Annotated in this window: 15 protein-coding genes; 7 read left to right on the top strand and 8 right to left on the bottom strand. The window is 40.4% G+C overall.

Annotated features, from left to right (window positions below):
- The first annotated feature begins 154 nt into the window (after positions 1-154).
- From GQS55_RS06690 to GQS55_RS06705, 4 genes are all read left to right on the top strand, one after another.
- The gene (locus GQS55_RS06690; protein ID WP_159819105.1) at positions 155-577 is read left to right on the top strand and encodes a PaaI family thioesterase; all 423 of its coding nucleotides are present in this window, start codon (positions 155-157) and stop codon (positions 575-577) included.
- A gap of 96 nt (positions 578-673) precedes the next feature.
- Positions 674-1,504: a crotonase/enoyl-CoA hydratase family protein gene (locus GQS55_RS06695; RefSeq protein WP_159819107.1), complete on the top strand. Its 831-nt coding sequence runs from the start codon at positions 674-676 to the stop codon at positions 1,502-1,504.
- 185 nt (positions 1,505-1,689) lie between these two features.
- Complete coding sequence (locus tag GQS55_RS06700; protein WP_159819109.1) at positions 1,690-2,367, top strand: nitroreductase; 678 nt, start codon at positions 1,690-1,692, stop codon at positions 2,365-2,367.
- A gap of 158 nt (positions 2,368-2,525) precedes the next feature.
- Entirely contained in the window at positions 2,526-3,713 is a 1,188-nt protein-coding gene (locus GQS55_RS06705; protein ID WP_159819111.1) for a thiolase family protein, read from the top strand.
- A gap of 118 nt (positions 3,714-3,831) precedes the next feature.
- On the opposite strand, the gene GQS55_RS06710 is transcribed toward GQS55_RS06705, so the two are convergent.
- The 8 genes from GQS55_RS06710 to GQS55_RS06745 all read right to left on the bottom strand — a co-directional run bounded on the left by GQS55_RS06710 (position 3,832) and on the right by GQS55_RS06745 (position 14,064).
- On the bottom strand, positions 3,832-4,842 hold the full coding sequence (locus GQS55_RS06710; RefSeq protein ID WP_159819113.1) for a tyrosine-protein phosphatase: 1,011 nt from the start codon (positions 4,840-4,842) through the stop codon (positions 3,832-3,834).
- Positions 4,843-4,901: 59 nt separating this feature from the next.
- Complete coding sequence (locus GQS55_RS06715) at positions 4,902-6,005, bottom strand: FAD-dependent oxidoreductase (protein WP_159819115.1); 1,104 nt, start codon at positions 6,003-6,005, stop codon at positions 4,902-4,904.
- 109 nt (positions 6,006-6,114) lie between these two features.
- On the bottom strand, positions 6,115-6,843 hold the full coding sequence (locus GQS55_RS06720) for an SDR family NAD(P)-dependent oxidoreductase (protein ID WP_201294577.1): 729 nt from the start codon (positions 6,841-6,843) through the stop codon (positions 6,115-6,117).
- A 93-nt stretch (positions 6,844-6,936) separates the two neighbouring features.
- The gene (locus tag GQS55_RS06725; RefSeq protein ID WP_159819117.1) at positions 6,937-8,169 is read right to left on the bottom strand and encodes an acyl-CoA dehydrogenase family protein; all 1,233 of its coding nucleotides are present in this window, start codon (positions 8,167-8,169) and stop codon (positions 6,937-6,939) included.
- A 209-nt stretch (positions 8,170-8,378) separates the two neighbouring features.
- Positions 8,379-9,428, bottom strand: coding sequence for an NAD-dependent epimerase/dehydratase family protein (locus GQS55_RS06730; protein ID WP_159819119.1), 1,050 nt, complete (start codon positions 9,426-9,428; stop codon positions 8,379-8,381).
- A 424-nt stretch (positions 9,429-9,852) separates the two neighbouring features.
- Positions 9,853-11,001: an acyl-CoA dehydrogenase family protein gene (locus GQS55_RS06735; protein ID WP_159819121.1), complete on the bottom strand. Its 1,149-nt coding sequence runs from the start codon at positions 10,999-11,001 to the stop codon at positions 9,853-9,855.
- A 74-nt stretch (positions 11,002-11,075) separates the two neighbouring features.
- On the bottom strand, positions 11,076-12,248 hold the full coding sequence (locus GQS55_RS06740; protein WP_159819123.1) for an acyl-CoA dehydrogenase family protein: 1,173 nt from the start codon (positions 12,246-12,248) through the stop codon (positions 11,076-11,078).
- A 256-nt stretch (positions 12,249-12,504) separates the two neighbouring features.
- Positions 12,505-14,064 carry an FAD-dependent monooxygenase gene (locus GQS55_RS06745; RefSeq protein WP_159819125.1) on the bottom strand — a complete coding sequence of 520 codons (1,560 nt, stop codon included), beginning with the start codon at positions 14,062-14,064 and terminating at the stop codon, positions 12,505-12,507.
- A 124-nt stretch (positions 14,065-14,188) separates the two neighbouring features.
- On the opposite strand from GQS55_RS06745, the gene GQS55_RS06750 reads away from it, so the two are divergent.
- From GQS55_RS06750 to GQS55_RS06760, 3 genes are all read left to right on the top strand, one after another.
- On the top strand, positions 14,189-14,872 hold the full coding sequence (locus GQS55_RS06750) for a TetR/AcrR family transcriptional regulator (RefSeq protein WP_159819127.1): 684 nt from the start codon (positions 14,189-14,191) through the stop codon (positions 14,870-14,872).
- Positions 14,873-15,150: 278 nt separating this feature from the next.
- Positions 15,151-15,927: a FadR/GntR family transcriptional regulator gene (locus GQS55_RS06755; RefSeq protein WP_159819129.1), complete on the top strand. Its 777-nt coding sequence runs from the start codon at positions 15,151-15,153 to the stop codon at positions 15,925-15,927.
- A 306-nt stretch (positions 15,928-16,233) separates the two neighbouring features.
- A complete protein-coding gene (locus GQS55_RS06760; RefSeq protein WP_159819131.1) occupies positions 16,234-17,832 on the top strand; it encodes an acyl-CoA synthetase in 1,599 nt (532 codons plus the stop codon).
- Positions 17,833-17,834: the final 2 nt, after the last annotated feature.

Genomic DNA, 17,834 nt, shown 5'->3' on the forward strand with positions numbered 1-17,834 from the left:
TTTAAAGATAAAAGATAAATATAATCTGAATCGAGCTGCACTGTAGTTTGATTCTATTTGGTATAACAATACCAGTATCACTTGAATATAAATGGTTCAGACTTCCTGAAAAGGTATCTTCAAGTGGTGCTGGTATAAAAAAAATAAAGATTTTATGGAAAGTAAAAAGCAAATCATTGACGAAGTAAATCGAATAAACGAAAAATATATTAGCTTACTCGGCGGAACGTTAGTTGATTTCGATACGGAAAAAAAATCTTGTACCTATGAATTTAACATAGGAAAAGACTACTGCCACTCTATAGATGTTGTACAGGGTGGTTTTGTGACTGCCATGTTAGATGCAGCTATGAGTCATGCTGTGGTTATCCCCGATTACGATTCTATCGGCTCGTTATCCCTAGAAATAAAAACCAGCTATTTGGAACCAACCCGTGCTGGAAAATTACGCGTGGAAGGTTGGGCGGTAAAAAAAGGTTATAAAATAGCTTTCATAGAAGGCCGTATTTACAACGAAGATAATGTGTTGACTGCAACCGCAAGCTCGATATGTAAAATAACAAGAAAGCTTAAGTAATTTACCAAGCCGTTTTTATAGTGCTTTGAAAGTACTTTTATTCATTTAGATTTTTGTGTACGCCAAGCATCAACCATTGATAGATGAGAGAAAAATATGTCCAGTAGAGTGTTAGTAAACATCAAAGAAAACGGTATCGCCGTTGTTACCTTGAATCGTTCTGAAAAAATGAATGCTATAGACCAAGAGATGTTCAAGGCTATTACCGCAGCAGGTGAATCACTAAAGAACAATCGTGCGGTAAAAGCCGTGGTGATTCACGGAGATGGTACGGGGTTCTGTGCAGGTCTTGATTTGAGTAATTTTTCCGAAGATGCTCCTGAGGTATTGGCGTTGGGGTCAGATGAAATAGGTAAGGCCCCCAACATGTATCAACAAGTGGCGTGGGTTTGGAAAGAAGTCCCAGTCCCGGTTATTGCAGCCGTTCATGGTGTGTGCTTTGGTGGAGGATTGCAAATAGCCCTAGGCGCCGATATGCGTTACGTACATCAAAATACTAAATTATCGATTATGGAAAGTAAGTGGGGTTTGATCCCCGACATGGCAGGAACACAGATTCTGCGGGATTTATGTCGTGTTGATGTAGCTAAAGAATTGACGTTTACAGGTCGAGTGTTTAATGGAGAACAAGCGGTGCAATATGGTATTGCTACTGAAGTTGCTAATGACCCGTTTGCCAAGGCAATGGCAGTGGCTGAAAGCATTGTTGCTTTAAGCCCCGATGCTATGGTGTATGCCAAGCAGTTATTTGAAGAAGGCTGGCAGTGTAGTCGTGAAGAAGGTTTACTTATGGAAGAAACACTAAATGCTAAACTTATGTGTAGTGAGAACCAGATGGAGGCGATTCGCTCTGGTATGAGCAAGTCCAAGGGAAATTATAAACCAAGGATGCAAGATACTTTTTACAAAGGTGAGTGGCTCAAATAAAGTTCACAATGTCATATAAACGTGGATAATTTTTTATGAGAAGCAAAGAACAATTCATTGAAGATAAAAACAGATATAGAGCAAAATCATTGATTTACTTTGTAGGAAATTAGCTAATTTCGACACTGAAATAAGTGCGGTACATTTGGTATGAATGATAAAACTAAAGGATATGATTAAGTATCATGGCAAAAAAAATGACGGTTTCTGAAGCAATGCGTAATCGACGCACAATCCGTGGATATAAACCTGAGCCAGTAGCGGAAGATTTGTTACAACAAATCCTTGAAACGGCCCAGCTTTCTCCTTCAAATTGCAATACCCAACCGTGGTTTTTGACTGTGGTTTCTGGTCAAGCGAGGGATCAGTTGGAACAGGCCTTAATTGCAGAACTTATTGCAGGAAAGCCCCCTGAGCCTGCATTTATGTCTGGTGATGCTAATCTAGAAGGCATTTATCGGGAGAGGCAATATGCCTGCGCAGCAGATTATTACCAGACGATGGGAATAGAACGAGAGGACAAAACGGGGCGGAATCAGTTGATGGTGAAAAACTGGCAGTTCTTCGGTGCGCCGCATGTTGCTTTTGTGACTATGCCATTGACTATGGGTCCAGTTAACGCGATTGATATTGGTATTTATCTGCAATCGTTGATGTTGTTATTTGTTGAACATGGCCTAGCTAGTTGTCCGCAAGGGGCGCTGGCTTTATATCCCCAACCGATCAAGGAGATAGCCGGTATTCCAGAAGGTCATGGCATTCTTTGTGGTATTTCCTTTGGTTATGCTGACGAAGAGGCAAAAATTAATGAGGTTAAAATGGGGCGAGCAGATTTACAGCAGAGTGTGAAGTTTGTAAGTTAATTAACCGTCATTAATTTATAGCTTATGGTATTTGAGCTTTAGCCATCTAGATTTGACTAACAACCTGCGAGCAGATTTTTTTACGCCGAATGTGCTTGTTCAGGCAGTGGTTTATATAAACTAATTTTTATTGATAAAACCTAAAGAGAGAGATTATTATGTCTAATAATCAAGATTCAGTCGTAATCGTAGGCGGAGCACGTACTCCAATGGGTGGTATGATGGGGTCTTTAAGTGACGTTCCAGCCCCTGAATTAGGCGCAACAGCGATTAAAGCGGCGGTTGCAAATTCGGGTGTTGACCCACAAAGCGTCGATCAAGTTATTATGGGGTGCGTACTACCAGGCGCAATGAAACAAGCTCCGGCTCGACAAGCCTCATTAGGTGCTGGTCTGCCTTACTCCGCAGGTTGTGTCACTATAAGTAAAATGTGTGGCTCAGGCATGAAAGCGGTGATGGATGGTCATGATCAAATCAAAGCAGGCTCCAGTGATATTATCATTGCAGGCGGTATGGAAAATATGAGTGCTGCCCCTTATCTATTGCCAAAAGGTCGTGCAGGCCTACGTATGGGGCATGGTCAAGTGTTAGACTCAATGTTTTACGACGGTCTCGAAGATGCCTATACAGGCAAACTTATGGGCTCATTCACGCAAGATTGTGCCGACGATTTTGGCTTAACTCGCGAGGCGATGGATGCGTTCGCTATTGAATCATTGAGTCGTGCTAACCAAGCAATAAAAGAAGGTTGGTTTGAAGCCGAAATTTCACCCGTTATTATCAGTACTCGTAACGGAGAAACCGTGGTAAGCGTTGATGAACAACCGGGCAATGCAAATATTGAAAAAATTCCAACGCTACGTCCTGCATTTAAAAAAGACGGTACGGTAACCGCAGCAAATGCTAGTTCAATTTCAGATGGGGCTTCAGCTGTAGTCCTTATGCGTGAAAGCTTAGCTGCAGAGCAAGGGTTAGCGCCATTGGCTCGTATTGTTGGTCACTCGACTCATGCACAAGCGCCAAGCGAGTTTGTTATTGCGCCAATTGGTGCGATTAAAAAAGTGCTAGATAAAGCTAATTGGTCAATTGACGATGTGGATTTGTGGGAAATTAATGAAGCTTTTGCAGCAGTTACTATGCTAGCCACGCAAGAACTTAAACTTGACCCAACGCTTGTTAACATTCATGGTGGCGCTTGCGCGTTAGGTCATCCTGTTGGTTCATCGGGTTCTCGTATTATTATTAGCTTAATATATGCGCTTAAGCGTTTAGGTAAAAAACGTGGCGTTGCGGCACTGTGTATCGGCGGCGGGGAAGCGACTGCTGTAGCAATAGAAATAGTGTAACTCACGTAATTGAGCATTAGCAAAGTAACCTAAAACACCGGTTCAATGAACAGGTGTTTTAGTGTGATATTCTAGAGTGATTACTTTGTTTTAACACTTGCAAGACTAATTTATTTAATTAGTCTTGCAAGTAAAGCGATTGCAAAGTCTTGCGCATAGCGGAGGTAACGCCTAAAGCCTTAGTTAAATAATTATCTACAGACTTATACTCTTTATTGATAGTATCAAACGCACTGTTTAAATAAGCACTTTTTACTTCTAATAATGGCTTTATGACGTCGAAGGGTACATTTAAAACAAAACGCTCTGAAAACTCTGCTTTATAGAATTGTTCAGCGATAAAATAATGACTAGTTAGTAAGTAATCTTGCATGATTTGATCATGAGATACACCAAGCGAAGAAAGTAATAGTGCCGCAGCAAAACCTGTGCGATCTTTACCAGCAGAGCAATGAAATAATACCCCTTCACGTTGGTTTACTATTAATTCGAAAAAACCTTTGAATATTTCGCTTTGATCCATTACAAAGTGTCGATTAAAGTCAATCATCATATCTTGTATTGATTTTGAGCGAGTAATACCATTTTTCAGATCATTGATAATTTTTGTTGTATTTCCTGCATCAATTTCTAATATAGATATGTTGGTTTTTTGTTGAGATGGAATATTAGTCGGCTTTCTTGTTCGTTCATGAGTAGAGCGAAAATCTATGACCAAACCAATATTTAAAGATTGCCAAAGCTGGTGGTCTGCTGTGCACAGTTTTGATAACTCTCCTGAACGATACAGATTTCCCCAACGAACCGGTTTGCCATCTTCACCTTTGTAACCACCTAAGTCTCGAAAATTTCTTACCCCTTTCAATGCAATACATCTATCAGAGGTCACAGCAATTTTTCGATTACCATCAAATATATGAAAATATATTCTATTCGGAATATCAATCGTAATCTCAACACGTCCTGCACCAACTAAGTTACTTCCAACTGTTTGACATAGTGCTAAAGCATTGGTGCTGGGAATCACTTGCAGTTGTACACCTGATTTCCAGGTTACAATATAGTGGCAGTTGTCATTGACTGTTACTTCAAAACTTAAATCATCTAAATTAATAAATATATTGTTCAAAATAGAATCTCTACTTTATTGGCACTGACTTTGATGTATTCATATTATTGGTTCCTTGATTATTGTAAATTTTGTTTAAAAAACTTTCGATACCTACTAATGAACAGGTCCTTGCCTTTTAAGTTTGACGTTATAAAATGACCCATCGCCATTCCTTCCTTCCCAAATGGTAGCAAACTAGCTCCAAGTTTTGGTCCTAAAGGTATAAGAATAGGGGCTACTGGCCAGGGCTTATAAGGTTGTTGAGATTCTATAGTTTTACCTTTTAAAACGGCTTTTAGAGCTTTTGCCAACCACGGAACCTGACGCGATACTGAAACGATAGTCATTGCGTCGCCAGCAGATAGTGCATCGCCTATCACAAAGAGGTTTGGACTCGACTTACTTGGGCGCATCCATCCATCTTGTGTAGCACGACCGTCTGAGGCAAATTTAACATCTTCAATGGCAGCTAACAATTTGGCTTGTGGTCGGCTACCAATCACAGGGAATACTAAATCTGCAGCGATAGTTGTACCACATGGCAACGTAATGTTGCCTTTGTAGGGTTCAGTTAATGAAGCTAAATTTTCTACTCGTTTACCTGTATGTACATTGACACCTAGTAATTCAAAATCAGCGTATAGTTTTTTAGCCAGTTTTGGGATATACATTGGAAAAAGAGATTCTTCATCGGTAATTAGATGAATTTCTTTATCGGGGTAGATGCAGGCAATTTCTCCAGCAAGTTCAGTACCTACGGGGCCAGCACCTACTATAGCGATAACCTTTGCCTGACGAATATCAGATGCTGTTTGCTCACTATTTTTTCTAAATGTATCGAGTCCTTCATGATTATGTTTAAATGGTGTGGCATAAGTAGAGCCTGTGGCTACTATGGTGATATCTGACTCTAATGCTCTGCCGTCACTTAATACAACCCCGTTTTCAGTAATTTGTTCTACCCAGCCCTTAACAATTTGTCCCTTCGGGATGAAATTATTGTAGGGGATGATGAGCTGATCTAGTAATTCACTATCGACAAGTGCACGTATAGCAGCGGGTGTATGTACGAAACAGTCTTTGTTATCTATTAGCGTTACGTTTGCTACCGTTTGTAATTCTTTAGCTAGTTCACATCCAGCGTAGCCCCCACCAATAATTATAATTTTTTTTGTCGACATTTATTTCTCCAAGGGTTTACTAAAATTAATTATTTATACTACAACGGTACATAGTCGAGTATCGTTTTAACAACTCCTTGTCACCTCACCTGTATCGGTGCAGGATTTATTAAAGGGTCATTCCACCATCTACAACAAGCTGATGACCAGTGATGTATGATGCTAATGGCGAGGCTAAGAAAACAACCGCGCCGGCTATATCTTCAGGTGTGGCCCAGCGGGGAATAGGATTAGTTTTTCCGAATGCTTGTTGCTGTTCTGCACTTGACTGGTTGACGGTTAATTTTGTCGCTACCATTCCGGGGGCCACGTTATTAACCCGAATGCCTTTTCGTCCCCATTTCATCGCTAAAGCTTTGCCTAACTGTACTAACCCGGCTTTGCTTGCGCTATAAGCCGGATTATTAAAAGCAGGGCGGATAGAGACTACGGAATCGAGGTTAATAATATTTCCACCACTAGCTTCTAATAGTGGAAAAAATTCTGTGCACAACTGCATCGCGCCAGTTAGGTTGATGTTTATAATTTTTTCGAAACCTGCTCGTTCAAACTCTTCTTTTTTCCATAGTACTGAGCCTACACAATTAACCAATACATCGACTTGTTTAAAGTTACTGGCAAATGTTGTGATAGCTGCTTCGTCTTGCAGATTAAGTGGGTAGTAGTCCATACCACTAAAATCATTATCATAATTGTCGACAGCTCTGGTTCCGGTAATGCTTACTTTAGCCCCCAAAGAAAGGAACATTGTTGCAATACCGTAGCCGATACCATCAGAAGCACCACAAATAACCACGTGCTTATTGGTAAAGTTAAGTTTATCGAGAGGGGTAATCATTTATTTCTCCATCAATGTATTAAACTGTTTATTATAGTAAAATGTTATTTTGTACAGTAGGAAAAGAACCTACCCGTTCAAGATGGTATCGTTTTATTTTTCAGGCTCTTCACTATAACGTAGGATTATTTGCTTGCCTAAAGCCATTTGATGGACTTGATCTGGGCCATCGGCTTGGCGACACCAACGAGCATAATTGAACGCTTCTGCCATAGAAAAATCTTCAGTAAGACCGCCGGCACCATGTATTTGCATACAACGATCGATAAGGTTCTGTACTAGCAACGGTACTGTCGTTTTACTCGCAGCGATAAGATCTAACGCATTTAGAGGACCTAGTTTATCCATCTTGTCACACGTTTTAAGTACTAATAAACGCGCCATTTCTATTTCAGCGAAACATTTAGAGATATCTTCTCTTATTGATTGATGTTTCATTAGTTGTCGACCAAAGGTAGTACGGGTTACAGCACGCTTACATGCTAGTTCAAGCGAGCGTTGAGCAGCACCTATTAAGCGCATACAATGATGTATACGACCTGGTCCTAAGCGACCTTGAGCTATTTCAAAGCCACGTCCTTCGCCAAGTAGAACATTGCCAATAGGTACGCGCACATTAGTAAAGTGAACTTCTGCATGTCCCAACGGTGCGTCATCGTAACCTAGGGTAGTCAACGGGCGTATGATGTCTACTCCTGGAGTTTCCTTAGGAACTAAAACCTGTGTTTGTTGTTTATGTCGATTAACATTTGTTGGATCGGATTTACCCATAACAATAAAAATATTTGTGCGTTCGTACATGGCATTGGTAATAAACCATTTTCGACCATTCAATACCCATTCATCACCATCACGTTCGATGCTAAGTTCAACGTTAGTAGCGTCAGAACACGCATTTTGAGGCTCTGTCATGCAGTAAGAAGAGCGAGATTCGCCCGCTAGAAGCGGTGTAAGCCACTGCTTTTGCTGCTCTTCATTAGCATATTTCATGAAGACTTCCATATTTCCTGTATCGGGTGCATTACAGTTAAATACTTCAGGAGCCCAAATAACGCGTCCCATAATTTCTGCCAGTGGCGCATAATCGAAATTACTTAGTCCGTCGTGTTCGCAAAATTGAGATAGGCTAGGGGGAATAAACAAGTTCCATAGACCCGCTTCCTTAGCTTTTATTTTGAGATCGTCCATCAGAGGGATTGCGGCCCAACGATTGTCTGTATTATTCAGGTACTCAGCGTACGACTTTTCGTTAGGATAAATATACTCATCCATAAAAGCAGTTAGCTTTTCCTGAAGTTGTTGTGATTTTTCACTAAATTCAAACATGTTTAGTCTCCAATGAGTTGTGGCGTGTCGTTAGGGATATCTTATAAGTTAATTGTATTACAATAATACATTATATCCAAGTGTTCTGTGCTGGGTGTAATAAAAGTAAATAAAAACAGCTTGATAGTCCTTTGAATAGCAAAACTGCCATCAATGCTAATTGATGGCAAGTGCGATAAGTTTTATGACACTGAATTGGTACTCAATCTCTAATACTGATTATTATCTTTTAGCCAGCTGACATAATCTGTAAATGCTGTTTCAAGTGTGTAGCTTGACTTCCATCCAAAGTCTTTTGTGAAAAGATCACTATTGAAACCCGCATCCATCTCAACTGGTGCTTCTGGGAGCTCAGAAGGAGTCAAACCTATTTGTTCAGCACATTCTGGCGCAACATTCAGAATTGCTTGTAATTGCTCACGCGGGCTTGTAGTGAATCCGCTGCTAATGTTGTAAATATTGTGCTTTAAATCTTTAGCGCACATTGCAATTTGAATACATTGTGCATTATCTTTAACGTAATTCACCGGAGCACCGGCAAATAATCCCCATAACATCTCTATAGGTACATGCTTATAGCCTAAATTTCCCTTGAACTGTGGTATTTTTCCAGCGACTACGTGTGCAGCAATACCAATAGGGCTCCCCATGGTCTGATAACCAGGGCCAAACATCGAGGGCGCTCGCAGAATAACAACTTCCAATTCATGTGGTTCAGGTTTCTCTGTGCCTGGTGGTACGGAAAGCCCCATTTCAAAATCTTGGCCGTAGTCAAGCGCGATAATCTCAAGCGCTCGCTTCATGGCAACTTCAAATTTTGGCATACCTACGTATTCGGCTGGCACTTCAGGGGGGAAAGTAACAGATTCTGAAAAGGGTGGTATTAGTCCGCCATAAACAGCCAGGGATCCGCCAAACACAACACGTTTTACTCCATGTTTTCGCGCCATTTCTAAACAATTGATAGTGATTGGGTAAATCTCATTATTTTTGTCGCGGGTAAGTGCATATTGATGGGTGTGAGCCAACATCACAAGGCCGGTGAATTTGTGTTTGGTGAAAAGAGTATTGAGATCGCTAGCATTATTAAGGTCAACACGTTCAACCTTAATTAATCTACTTTCTGATTCAAGTTTATCACCAACAACGTCGCTATCTTTGCGGCTGGAAACTATAACTTGTATCCCTTTAGCTGCGAATGCACGTGCTGTAGAAGCTCCTAACATGCCGGTGCCACCGGCTATAAATATCTTTTCCATTAGTCTTTTCCTCGTAAGTTGTTAATAACTAAAAAGCACAAACCATCACAATGAATTTATTAATTAAAAGAAATACTTAAACTATTGTCTATCATGTAAGCTTAAGCTTAAGCTTGATGTAGCTTTTGTATTTCTTTTAAATGCATAACTAATTTTATTCTGGAGTGAATTAAGTTGTATGATTGTAATACAATGATTCGTTCAATGGAATAGTACTGAGTGGATTGGAATGAATAATGCTCAAAACAGAACAATGTCAAAACAGAATAATGCTCCAAACAGATAGTTCAGAATCGAAGAATATCAATGCGAACTTAAGCAAACGATGCTTCAGTCCCCTTTGACCAAAAAATAACCAATATATTTTTGATGATGATTTTAAAAAATTAAATAAAATATTTAGATTAGTGCGTTTTTAATGTTATTAACTAGCACATGACAGACCAGATAATGACAGTTCAGAAAATTTTTGCTGTGAATAATCAGCATCTCCAAAGAATGAATTAATCATCATTAAACGCTTAACATAATGACCTACATCTAATTCATCAGTCATGCCAATACCGCCATGAATTTGGAGAGCGTGATCGCCAACCAATTTACCCGCACGTCCTATCATTGTTTTTAACGCCAGCACATCTTGAGGTGCATCGTCTTTTCCTTCTGTCACAGAACATGCAGCACGATACAACAATGAACGCGTTTGTTCGCATGCCATAAACATATCAACCATACGGTGCTGTAATACTTGAAAAGAGCCAATAGCAACGCCGAACTGTTTACGTGTTTTTGAATACTCTACAGTTGTACTATGAAGTTTTTCCATCACACCCATAGTCTCGCCACCTACGGCAACGATAGTTTCATCAACCACTTTTTGTAATAAAGTTAAGCCTTCACCCACAGTGCTAATAACTGCTTCAATAGCTACATTATCAAAAGTAATGTTAGCAACCATTTGACCATCCATCATTCTATAACTTGTTTTTTCAATGCCTGAAGCATTGGCATCCACCAAGAATAAAGTAATACCATCGTCATTAAATTGATCACTGCTAGTACGCGCTGAAACAATAATTTTATCTGCACTTGCACCGTTATAAACTATAACTTTTTCACCAGACAGGATATAACTCCCCGCATTTTTAGATGCTTTGGTGGCAACATCAGATAAATCAAAACGACTTTGTCTTTCGAAGCACGCTACTGAGCCCTGAAGTGAACCGTCGATAATAGACGGAATCAAGGAGTTCATTAATTCACGGTTACCACAATGATTTAAAGCACCGCCAAATAATAATACAGTGGCAATAAAAGGTTCTAACACTAAACCTTTACCGAACTCTTCCATTAACACCATACTATCAACCACGCTGCCACCAAAGCCGCCTTGCTCTTCTGCAAAGGGAATCGACAACCAACCCAATTCAGCAAAAGTTTGCCAATTATCGACACTAAAACCTAAATCGGTTTTTGCTAATTTTTCACGCACGCTAAATGCGTATTCGTCTTGAACAAATTTGGTGATACTGTCACGTAACATGCTTTGTACTTCAGTAAATGAAAAATTCATTTTTAATACCTTTAATCTTTCTATATTTTAAATTTAGTCAATTCAATTGTTTTGTCTACGGTCATTAGCGAAAATTAAAGACCCAACACAGATTTAGCAATAATATTTTTCTGCACTTCATTAGAGCCGCCATAGATGGTAGATGCACGACCGTACATGTAATTAATTCGCGCTGTGTTAGCAAAAGGATGGCCACTTGTATCTTCGTTTAGGGCAAGTACACCCATAAAAGTACCTGATAAATCCATACGCAGTTTTTGCAAGGACTGCTGGATCTCAGTACCTTTAATTTTCAATAATGAAGATTCAGCACCTGCTCCTTTACCCGAAGCTATAGACGCAACAACACGCAATTCGGTGAACTCAAGCGCCATTAATTCAATCTCAATATTGGTAATGTTTTTACGAATACTTGGATCTTCAATTAAGGCTTTACCGCCAGACATTTCAGTTGCTATTATTTTTTTCAAATCGGCCAGATTTCGTTTTGATTCAGCAACACCGGCAATAGCTGTGCGTTCATGACTAAGTAAAACTTTGGCGTAAGTCCAACCTTTGTCTTGTTCACCAATTAAGTTGGCTTTAGGCACACGCACGTTATTGAATTCAACTTCGTTTAAAGTGTATTGATTATCAATACCAATAATAGGATTAACGGTTACGCCAGGTGTTTTCATATCAATCAATAAGAAGCTGATACCTTCTTGCTTACGACCAGATGAATCGGTGCGCACTAAGCAAAAAATCCAATCTGCATATTGTGCGTAGGTCGTCCATATTTTGGCACCGTTGACAATATAATCGTCACCATCGAGAACTGCCTTGGTTTTCAATGACGCTAAATCAGAACCTGAACCTGGCTCAGAGTAACCCTGACACCACCAATCTTCACTTTTTAATATACGTGGCAAAAAGCGTGCTTTTTGTTCTTCACTGCCAAAGTTATAAATAACGGTGGCGACCATAGAAACACCGAAAGGAACAATACTTGGCGCATCTGCTAAAGATAGTTCATTTTCATAAATAAAATTTTGTGTCGGTGTCCAATTGGCACCACCATACTGTTCAGGCCAACCTGGCGCGAACCAACCTTTATTATTAAGCGCTCGTTGCCATTCAACTTGTGTCTCTTTGAAGTTTTTTTTATTTGCTAATCGCTGTCTAAATTTATCGGTAAGCGTATCACTTAAAAACGATTTCACTTCATCACGAAAAGTTAAATCGTCTGCTGAAAAAGTTGTATCCATGGTTTATTTCCCGTTTATTATCAATTGATTTTTAGTTTCTCTTGATTCATCAATATTTAATTCTGCGATATATAATGTATAAGATCGGCTATATCTCGTTTAAGTATTATAGTAGTACAATAGTTTGTTGTTGTTGCTGTGACAAGTTCTAGATTTGTTTTTTGTCTTAGTCTGCGCAATGATAATGCTGTGTAGAGAATACATAGCCGTTCAATTGAGAAGTATCTTTTGTTAGTTGCATAATTATAAGCACTCTTTAAAGGTCTTCACCTGGTGAGTATGTTGATAAATCCTCTCTTAATTTTGAAATTAATACAGCAGCACTTTCGCCGGCACTAAATATATATCGATCTGGGCGCACCAGCACATTTTGAATGCCATTTTTAGCAAAAAAGTCAAACAATTTACCATTAGTGTCTTTGAAATCCTCGTCAATGATAAAAGTCTTGCCTCCAAGCACATTAGTAAACCAAGCTGCATCAGTAATTTTTTCGTTGCTCTTAGCCTGAGTTTGGATAAGAGTAAACCCATTGCCAGTGACTTCGTCCAACAAAACCCGCTTGCCTTCATTAGTCATGATATGAGGTTGGATCATTAGATGACCTGATAACGCATGATCACCGATAAATCCTGCAATATACGGAAATCGATGGCTGGTCTTACTCGCATTTTCCATCAACCTTTTTGGGAATAAGCGCCCTAAGAAGAATGCAAAACTGCGCTTAAACTGATCTAATTTCGACGTTGTACTGATTAACTCTCCGCCGTTGGAAGCTTGTTCAATTACTTGCCTACAGTTTTCCCAACGTTCTTCTTCATAGGTGTTAAGGAAGGAGTCGTTGGCTAAGCCACGAAACACCAAATCAAGTTTGAAAGCTAGATTTGCGGCATCACGGACGCCCATATTTAACCCCTGCCCAGTGAATGGAGGGGTGCGGTGTGCTGCATCACCGGCGACAAATACACGGCCTTTACGCCAAGCTGAAGGCATCCCCGCGTAGAAGTTATAGGGAGCGATGCGCTGGAACTCAATTGAGCTGATGTCAATGTATTCTGAAATCAGTTTTCTTGCATCGTTTTCGTTGAATGTTTTTGCAATCTCTTCGGTAACTTCACAATCGAAGCGTAGATGATTGTGGAAACCTTTCACATAAACAATAGCGGCGTCTGGCCCGCACCTATATTCCCCTTGGGGAAGGATCGAACGCCATAAGGCATCATCATGAACAGTAATGTCGATTACGATCCATTTACGGCTGTAGTTCATATCAATACGCTTGGCGTCAATATACTTTCGGCAAAAACTTTGCCCACCGTCTGCACCGATTATATATTGGCCAGTGAAGTCGGAAACCTCATCTGTGTCTAGATTGCGAGCTTTTAACCTAGCTACATCACCTTCGCCGTTGATCTCGGAAACCTCGTATCCTAAAAATGAATCGATTCCTTCGCCTAATTCGAAGTCATCACGAAGAAGGCGCTCTAATCCAGGTTGATGTATCATCATGCCCATTGGGGGGTAGCCGTATTGCCCTTCAACAAGGTTATAATCTAGTGTCAACAGATGTTCTCTATTAGAATCCACAATTAAATGTCGAGTTGCGTGGCGTGCGTCATTCTTCTCGAGACGCTCCTCGATACCCAGCTCCTGAAAAACTCGGCAGCTTTCTGAATCTAGCATCATCGCACGAGGTACCGGGAATACCGCCTTATCTCGATCAAATATCGCGATCGAATATCCTCTTATACGAAGTAAATTAGCCAATGTAGCTCCGGCCGGCCCACAGCCAACGATAAGAATGTCATAGTTTTTCATTTTGCTTCTCCTTTACTGAACATAATGTAATAATCAATTAAATTACCAAGTGGAAATTTTATAGTGTCATGAGGTTAAATTAATAATAACCACTTGTAAATATAAAAATTAGATTGAGAGCAAAATGCAAATCACCGAAAAATCAGCAGCAAAGATAAAACAAGGTAGATCACGGGGCAGACCTAAGGGTGAAGATACATCGGTTCCCACAGATGAGTCCTACTTAAGAACTGCGTTGGATACATTTGCGGAATTAGGGTTTGAAGGCGTATCCGTGCGTGATCTGTCAAAGTACATGGGCGTTAGTCATACGCTTATTCACAGCAAATTTGGCACAAAGGAAGAGTTGTGGAAACTCGCAATTGCTCATGGCTTTGGGGATATGGAAGCGCAAATTATTGGTACTCTTGATGGACAACTGATAGAAAATGATCCCGTAGAGGGGCTTCGAAAATTGCTTGTCGAATTGCTTCTTTCGATAGCGCGCATACCGAGTATCTTGAAAATAATGAACTACGAAGGGGCGAGGGGAGGATTACGATTCGACTATATCACTGAGCACTTTTTAAATCATAGCTTTCCGCCAATCGAAGCAATTTTTGAACGCTGTGTTAATGAAAGAAGACTGAAAAAGATAGACCCGAGCTTTCTCTTTATTCTCGTTGCTCATGGAGGAGGCGCGATGTTAGCTCTTGAACCGCTTGCTGAAGCATTAAAACTGCCCGTGCCCAAAACGATCGATTCGATTCATACACGTGCACTTGAAATTGCAGATTTTGCGATTAATGGACTTCGTATTATCGATTAGACATGAAAAATATGATCCAACGATTTATCTTACAAGCTAGCCAAAAATCACAAAATTACATCTGTTTTTTAAAGCAAGTTCCGACCCGATTTTTTATCTAAGTCTGTGCAATAGTATGTTTCGGATAGAATATATAGCCGTTCAATTGAGAAGTATCTTTTGTTAGTTGCATAATAACTGTAAGATATTGTAATACAATCTTAACAGGCATGTTTGGTTGTCAGGGCTAATGAGCACTGGCCAGAACCGGTCTAAGACTATTTCAGGAGAAAGTTTAAGTGATAAATGATAAGAAGATTACTTCGCTCAAACGTGCAACAGCCTATCAATTGGCTGAAGAAGCATTGCGCGAGAAGATCATGGATGGGACGTTAGTACCTGGAGATCTGCTTCCTGTCGAGCATGATCTTGCGGATCAACTAGGGGTAACACGGCCGACAGTACGTGAGGCTTTACGCAAACTGGAAAGTTCAGGCCTAGTAGTACGGGGGCCACGAAGAAGAATGATGGTTTCCGCACCGTGTCCAAGTATATCTTCTACCGCTATGCAGCAAGCCATTGTACTACATGGTATCTCTTATCGAGAGCTTTGTGAACTTAACCTAGTGCTTGAACCCGCTGCAGCCGAGTTAGCGGCCAAGAGGATTAGTGCCGAACAACTTAAAAAAATTGAGGACAATCTTGAGCGAACAGCGGCTTTTATTGATGATCCAAAGAAACTTGTGGAAGCTGATATAGAATTTCATGATCTTGTTGCTGAGGCTACTAGTAATCATGCCCTTTTATTGGCAAGAGCTCCCGTAAGCGACTTTCTGTTACCTGCTTACGGTGCTGTAGTCGGAAAATTGGGGCCGGGTAAACGCCTTCTTGAAGCGCATACTAAAATTTTTAATGCCTTAAAGCAAGGTGATGCAGACGTTGCGCGTGAATGGATGATTAAGCATATTACCGATTTTCTTCGTGGTTGTGAAATGTCTGGTATTTCACTTGATGAACCTATTCGAGAAGTGAATGTCGAGATGGATATTTCTAAATTTAGTCGCGACCGTAGTTAACACTGATTTCATTAAATATCAGCCCGCTGCTCATCTACTAATGATTTTCAAGTGAACCGCGAGCTACATAGTAGCTCGTAGCGAAAACCTTGAATGTCTATTCAATCATTTCTGAGTGTCTGATTAATCATAAATATGAACAGGTCTACTAATGTATTATTGGTATCCACTTTACTCTGAAAATTGTGACTCAATTTAGTAGCGTTTGTATAATCTGTATAGAATATATTGCATCTACCCCTTGACTATTTGTATTACAATAATACAATGTTGGTTATTCGACAAAATATTGGGTCTTTAAATACCATGAGTAAAAGCGCAGATAAATTATCAGATCAAGCCAATGCTCCTTTTGAGTGGCAGCTTCCCACGCATTTCAATTTTGCAGCAGATATAGTTGATAAATGGGCAGTAGATCCGCAGCGACTGGCACTGATAGCTGTCAATGAGGCAGGTGACGAAACTCGCTTAACATACGCTGATATAGCACGTAAAAGTTGTCAGGTAGCAAATTTATTGGTGAAAAATGGTGTGACAGTTGGTGACCGAGTCATAGTTATGTTACCGCGTATAGCTGAATGGCAGATTGCTATGGTGGCGGTTCTTCGCATGGGTGCTATTCCCATCCCTTGTATTACTATGCTAACTGAAAAGGATCTAACATACCGTGCTGATCATTCCGGTGCTATTGGCATTATTACTATCAGTGATCAATGCAGTAAGTTTGATAATATTCCCTGCTTGAGCACTCGTATCTGTGTTGGAAGTGCTCCCCAAGGCTGGACTAGTTTCGATACGGCCGAGGACTATGCAAACAACTTTGCATCAGCGAATGTTAAGATTAACGACCCTGCCATTCTTTATTATACTTCTGGTTCAACGGGTAATCCCAAGGGGGTTACTCACGCTTCTCGTTCACTGTGGGCTTGGGAAAATTCAGCAGAGCATTGGCTAGATCTTGGACCATCTGATCGCATTTGGTGTACATCTGATACAGGTTGGTCTAAAGCTGGCACTAGCATCCTCTTCGGTCCCTGGAGTCGAGGTGCCGCAGCTTTGTTTTACGACGGACCTTTTGACCCATCAAAACGTTTTGCATTGTTGGATAAATATAAAATCACCTGTTTTTGTGCTGCCGCGACAGAGCTTCGGCAATTGGTGCTTGAAGATGCATCAGAGCATGATTTATCGAATTTACGCCAAACAGTATCTGCAGGTGAATCAGTAAACCCTGAAATTCTTAAACGCTGGCGAGATCTAACCAGCACTGATGTATTAGACGGGTATGGGCAGACTGAAACGTTAATGACGGTTACTAATCGTCCTGGTCGAAAAATCAAGGCAGGTTCTATGGGATGCGCATTACCTGGTATAGAAATAGCGGTACTCACGCCAGAGGGGGAAAGCATAATGTCAGGAGCCGCAGGTGAATTGTTAATTGGTTTACCTAATCCACAAGTTATGCTGGGCTACTGGGAAGATCCAGTAAGAACAGAGAATGCTCAGGTTCGCATCAACGGAAAAGACTGGTTTGCTACTGGAGATAATGTATCAATTGACGCTGACGGCTATGTGTTTTTTACTGGCAGAGGTGACGATATTATCAATTCTTCGGGTTATCGTATTGGTCCACAGGAAGTGGAAAATGCATTAGCAAGTCACGACTGTGTTAAAGAATGTGCAGTTGTTGGAATTCCCGATGAAACCCGGGGTGAGCTTGTTAAAGCTTGGATAGTACTCAAAAGTGGCTTTACAGAATCTGCTGAATTGACCAAAGAGCTACAAGATTATACCAAAGCAACAACAGCCCCTTATAAATATCCTCGTAGTATTGCCTATACCGATGAACTTCCTAAAACAGTTACAGGCAAGATCCGCCGTAATTTATTAAGAGAGCGTGGGTAGCA

This window comes from Colwellia sp. 20A7 (genome assembly GCF_009832865.1).
In the GTDB taxonomy this organism is placed as follows: Bacteria; Pseudomonadota; Gammaproteobacteria; order Enterobacterales; family Alteromonadaceae; genus Colwellia.

Coding starts and splice junctions, on each gene's coding strand:
- GQS55_RS06690 (WP_159819105.1), top strand. CDS start 155: ATGGAAAGTAAAAAGCAAATCATTGACGAAGTAAATCGAATAAACGAA.
- GQS55_RS06695 (WP_159819107.1), top strand. CDS start 674: ATGTCCAGTAGAGTGTTAGTAAACATCAAAGAAAACGGTATCGCCGTT.
- GQS55_RS06700 (WP_159819109.1), top strand. CDS start 1,690: ATGGCAAAAAAAATGACGGTTTCTGAAGCAATGCGTAATCGACGCACA.
- GQS55_RS06705 (WP_159819111.1), top strand. CDS start 2,526: ATGTCTAATAATCAAGATTCAGTCGTAATCGTAGGCGGAGCACGTACT.
- GQS55_RS06715 (WP_159819115.1), bottom strand. CDS start 6,005: ATGTCGACAAAAAAAATTATAATTATTGGTGGGGGCTACGCTGGATGT.
- GQS55_RS06720 (WP_201294577.1), bottom strand. CDS start 6,843: ATGATTACCCCTCTCGATAAACTTAACTTTACCAATAAGCACGTGGTT.
- GQS55_RS06725 (WP_159819117.1), bottom strand. CDS start 8,169: ATGTTTGAATTTAGTGAAAAATCACAACAACTTCAGGAAAAGCTAACT.
- GQS55_RS06730 (WP_159819119.1), bottom strand. CDS start 9,428: ATGGAAAAGATATTTATAGCCGGTGGCACCGGCATGTTAGGAGCTTCT.
- GQS55_RS06735 (WP_159819121.1), bottom strand. CDS start 11,001: ATGAATTTTTCATTTACTGAAGTACAAAGCATGTTACGTGACAGTATC.
- GQS55_RS06740 (WP_159819123.1), bottom strand. CDS start 12,248: ATGGATACAACTTTTTCAGCAGACGATTTAACTTTTCGTGATGAAGTG.
- GQS55_RS06745 (WP_159819125.1), bottom strand. CDS start 14,064: ATGAAAAACTATGACATTCTTATCGTTGGCTGTGGGCCGGCCGGAGCT.
- GQS55_RS06750 (WP_159819127.1), top strand. CDS start 14,189: ATGCAAATCACCGAAAAATCAGCAGCAAAGATAAAACAAGGTAGATCA.
- GQS55_RS06760 (WP_159819131.1), top strand. CDS start 16,234: ATGAGTAAAAGCGCAGATAAATTATCAGATCAAGCCAATGCTCCTTTT.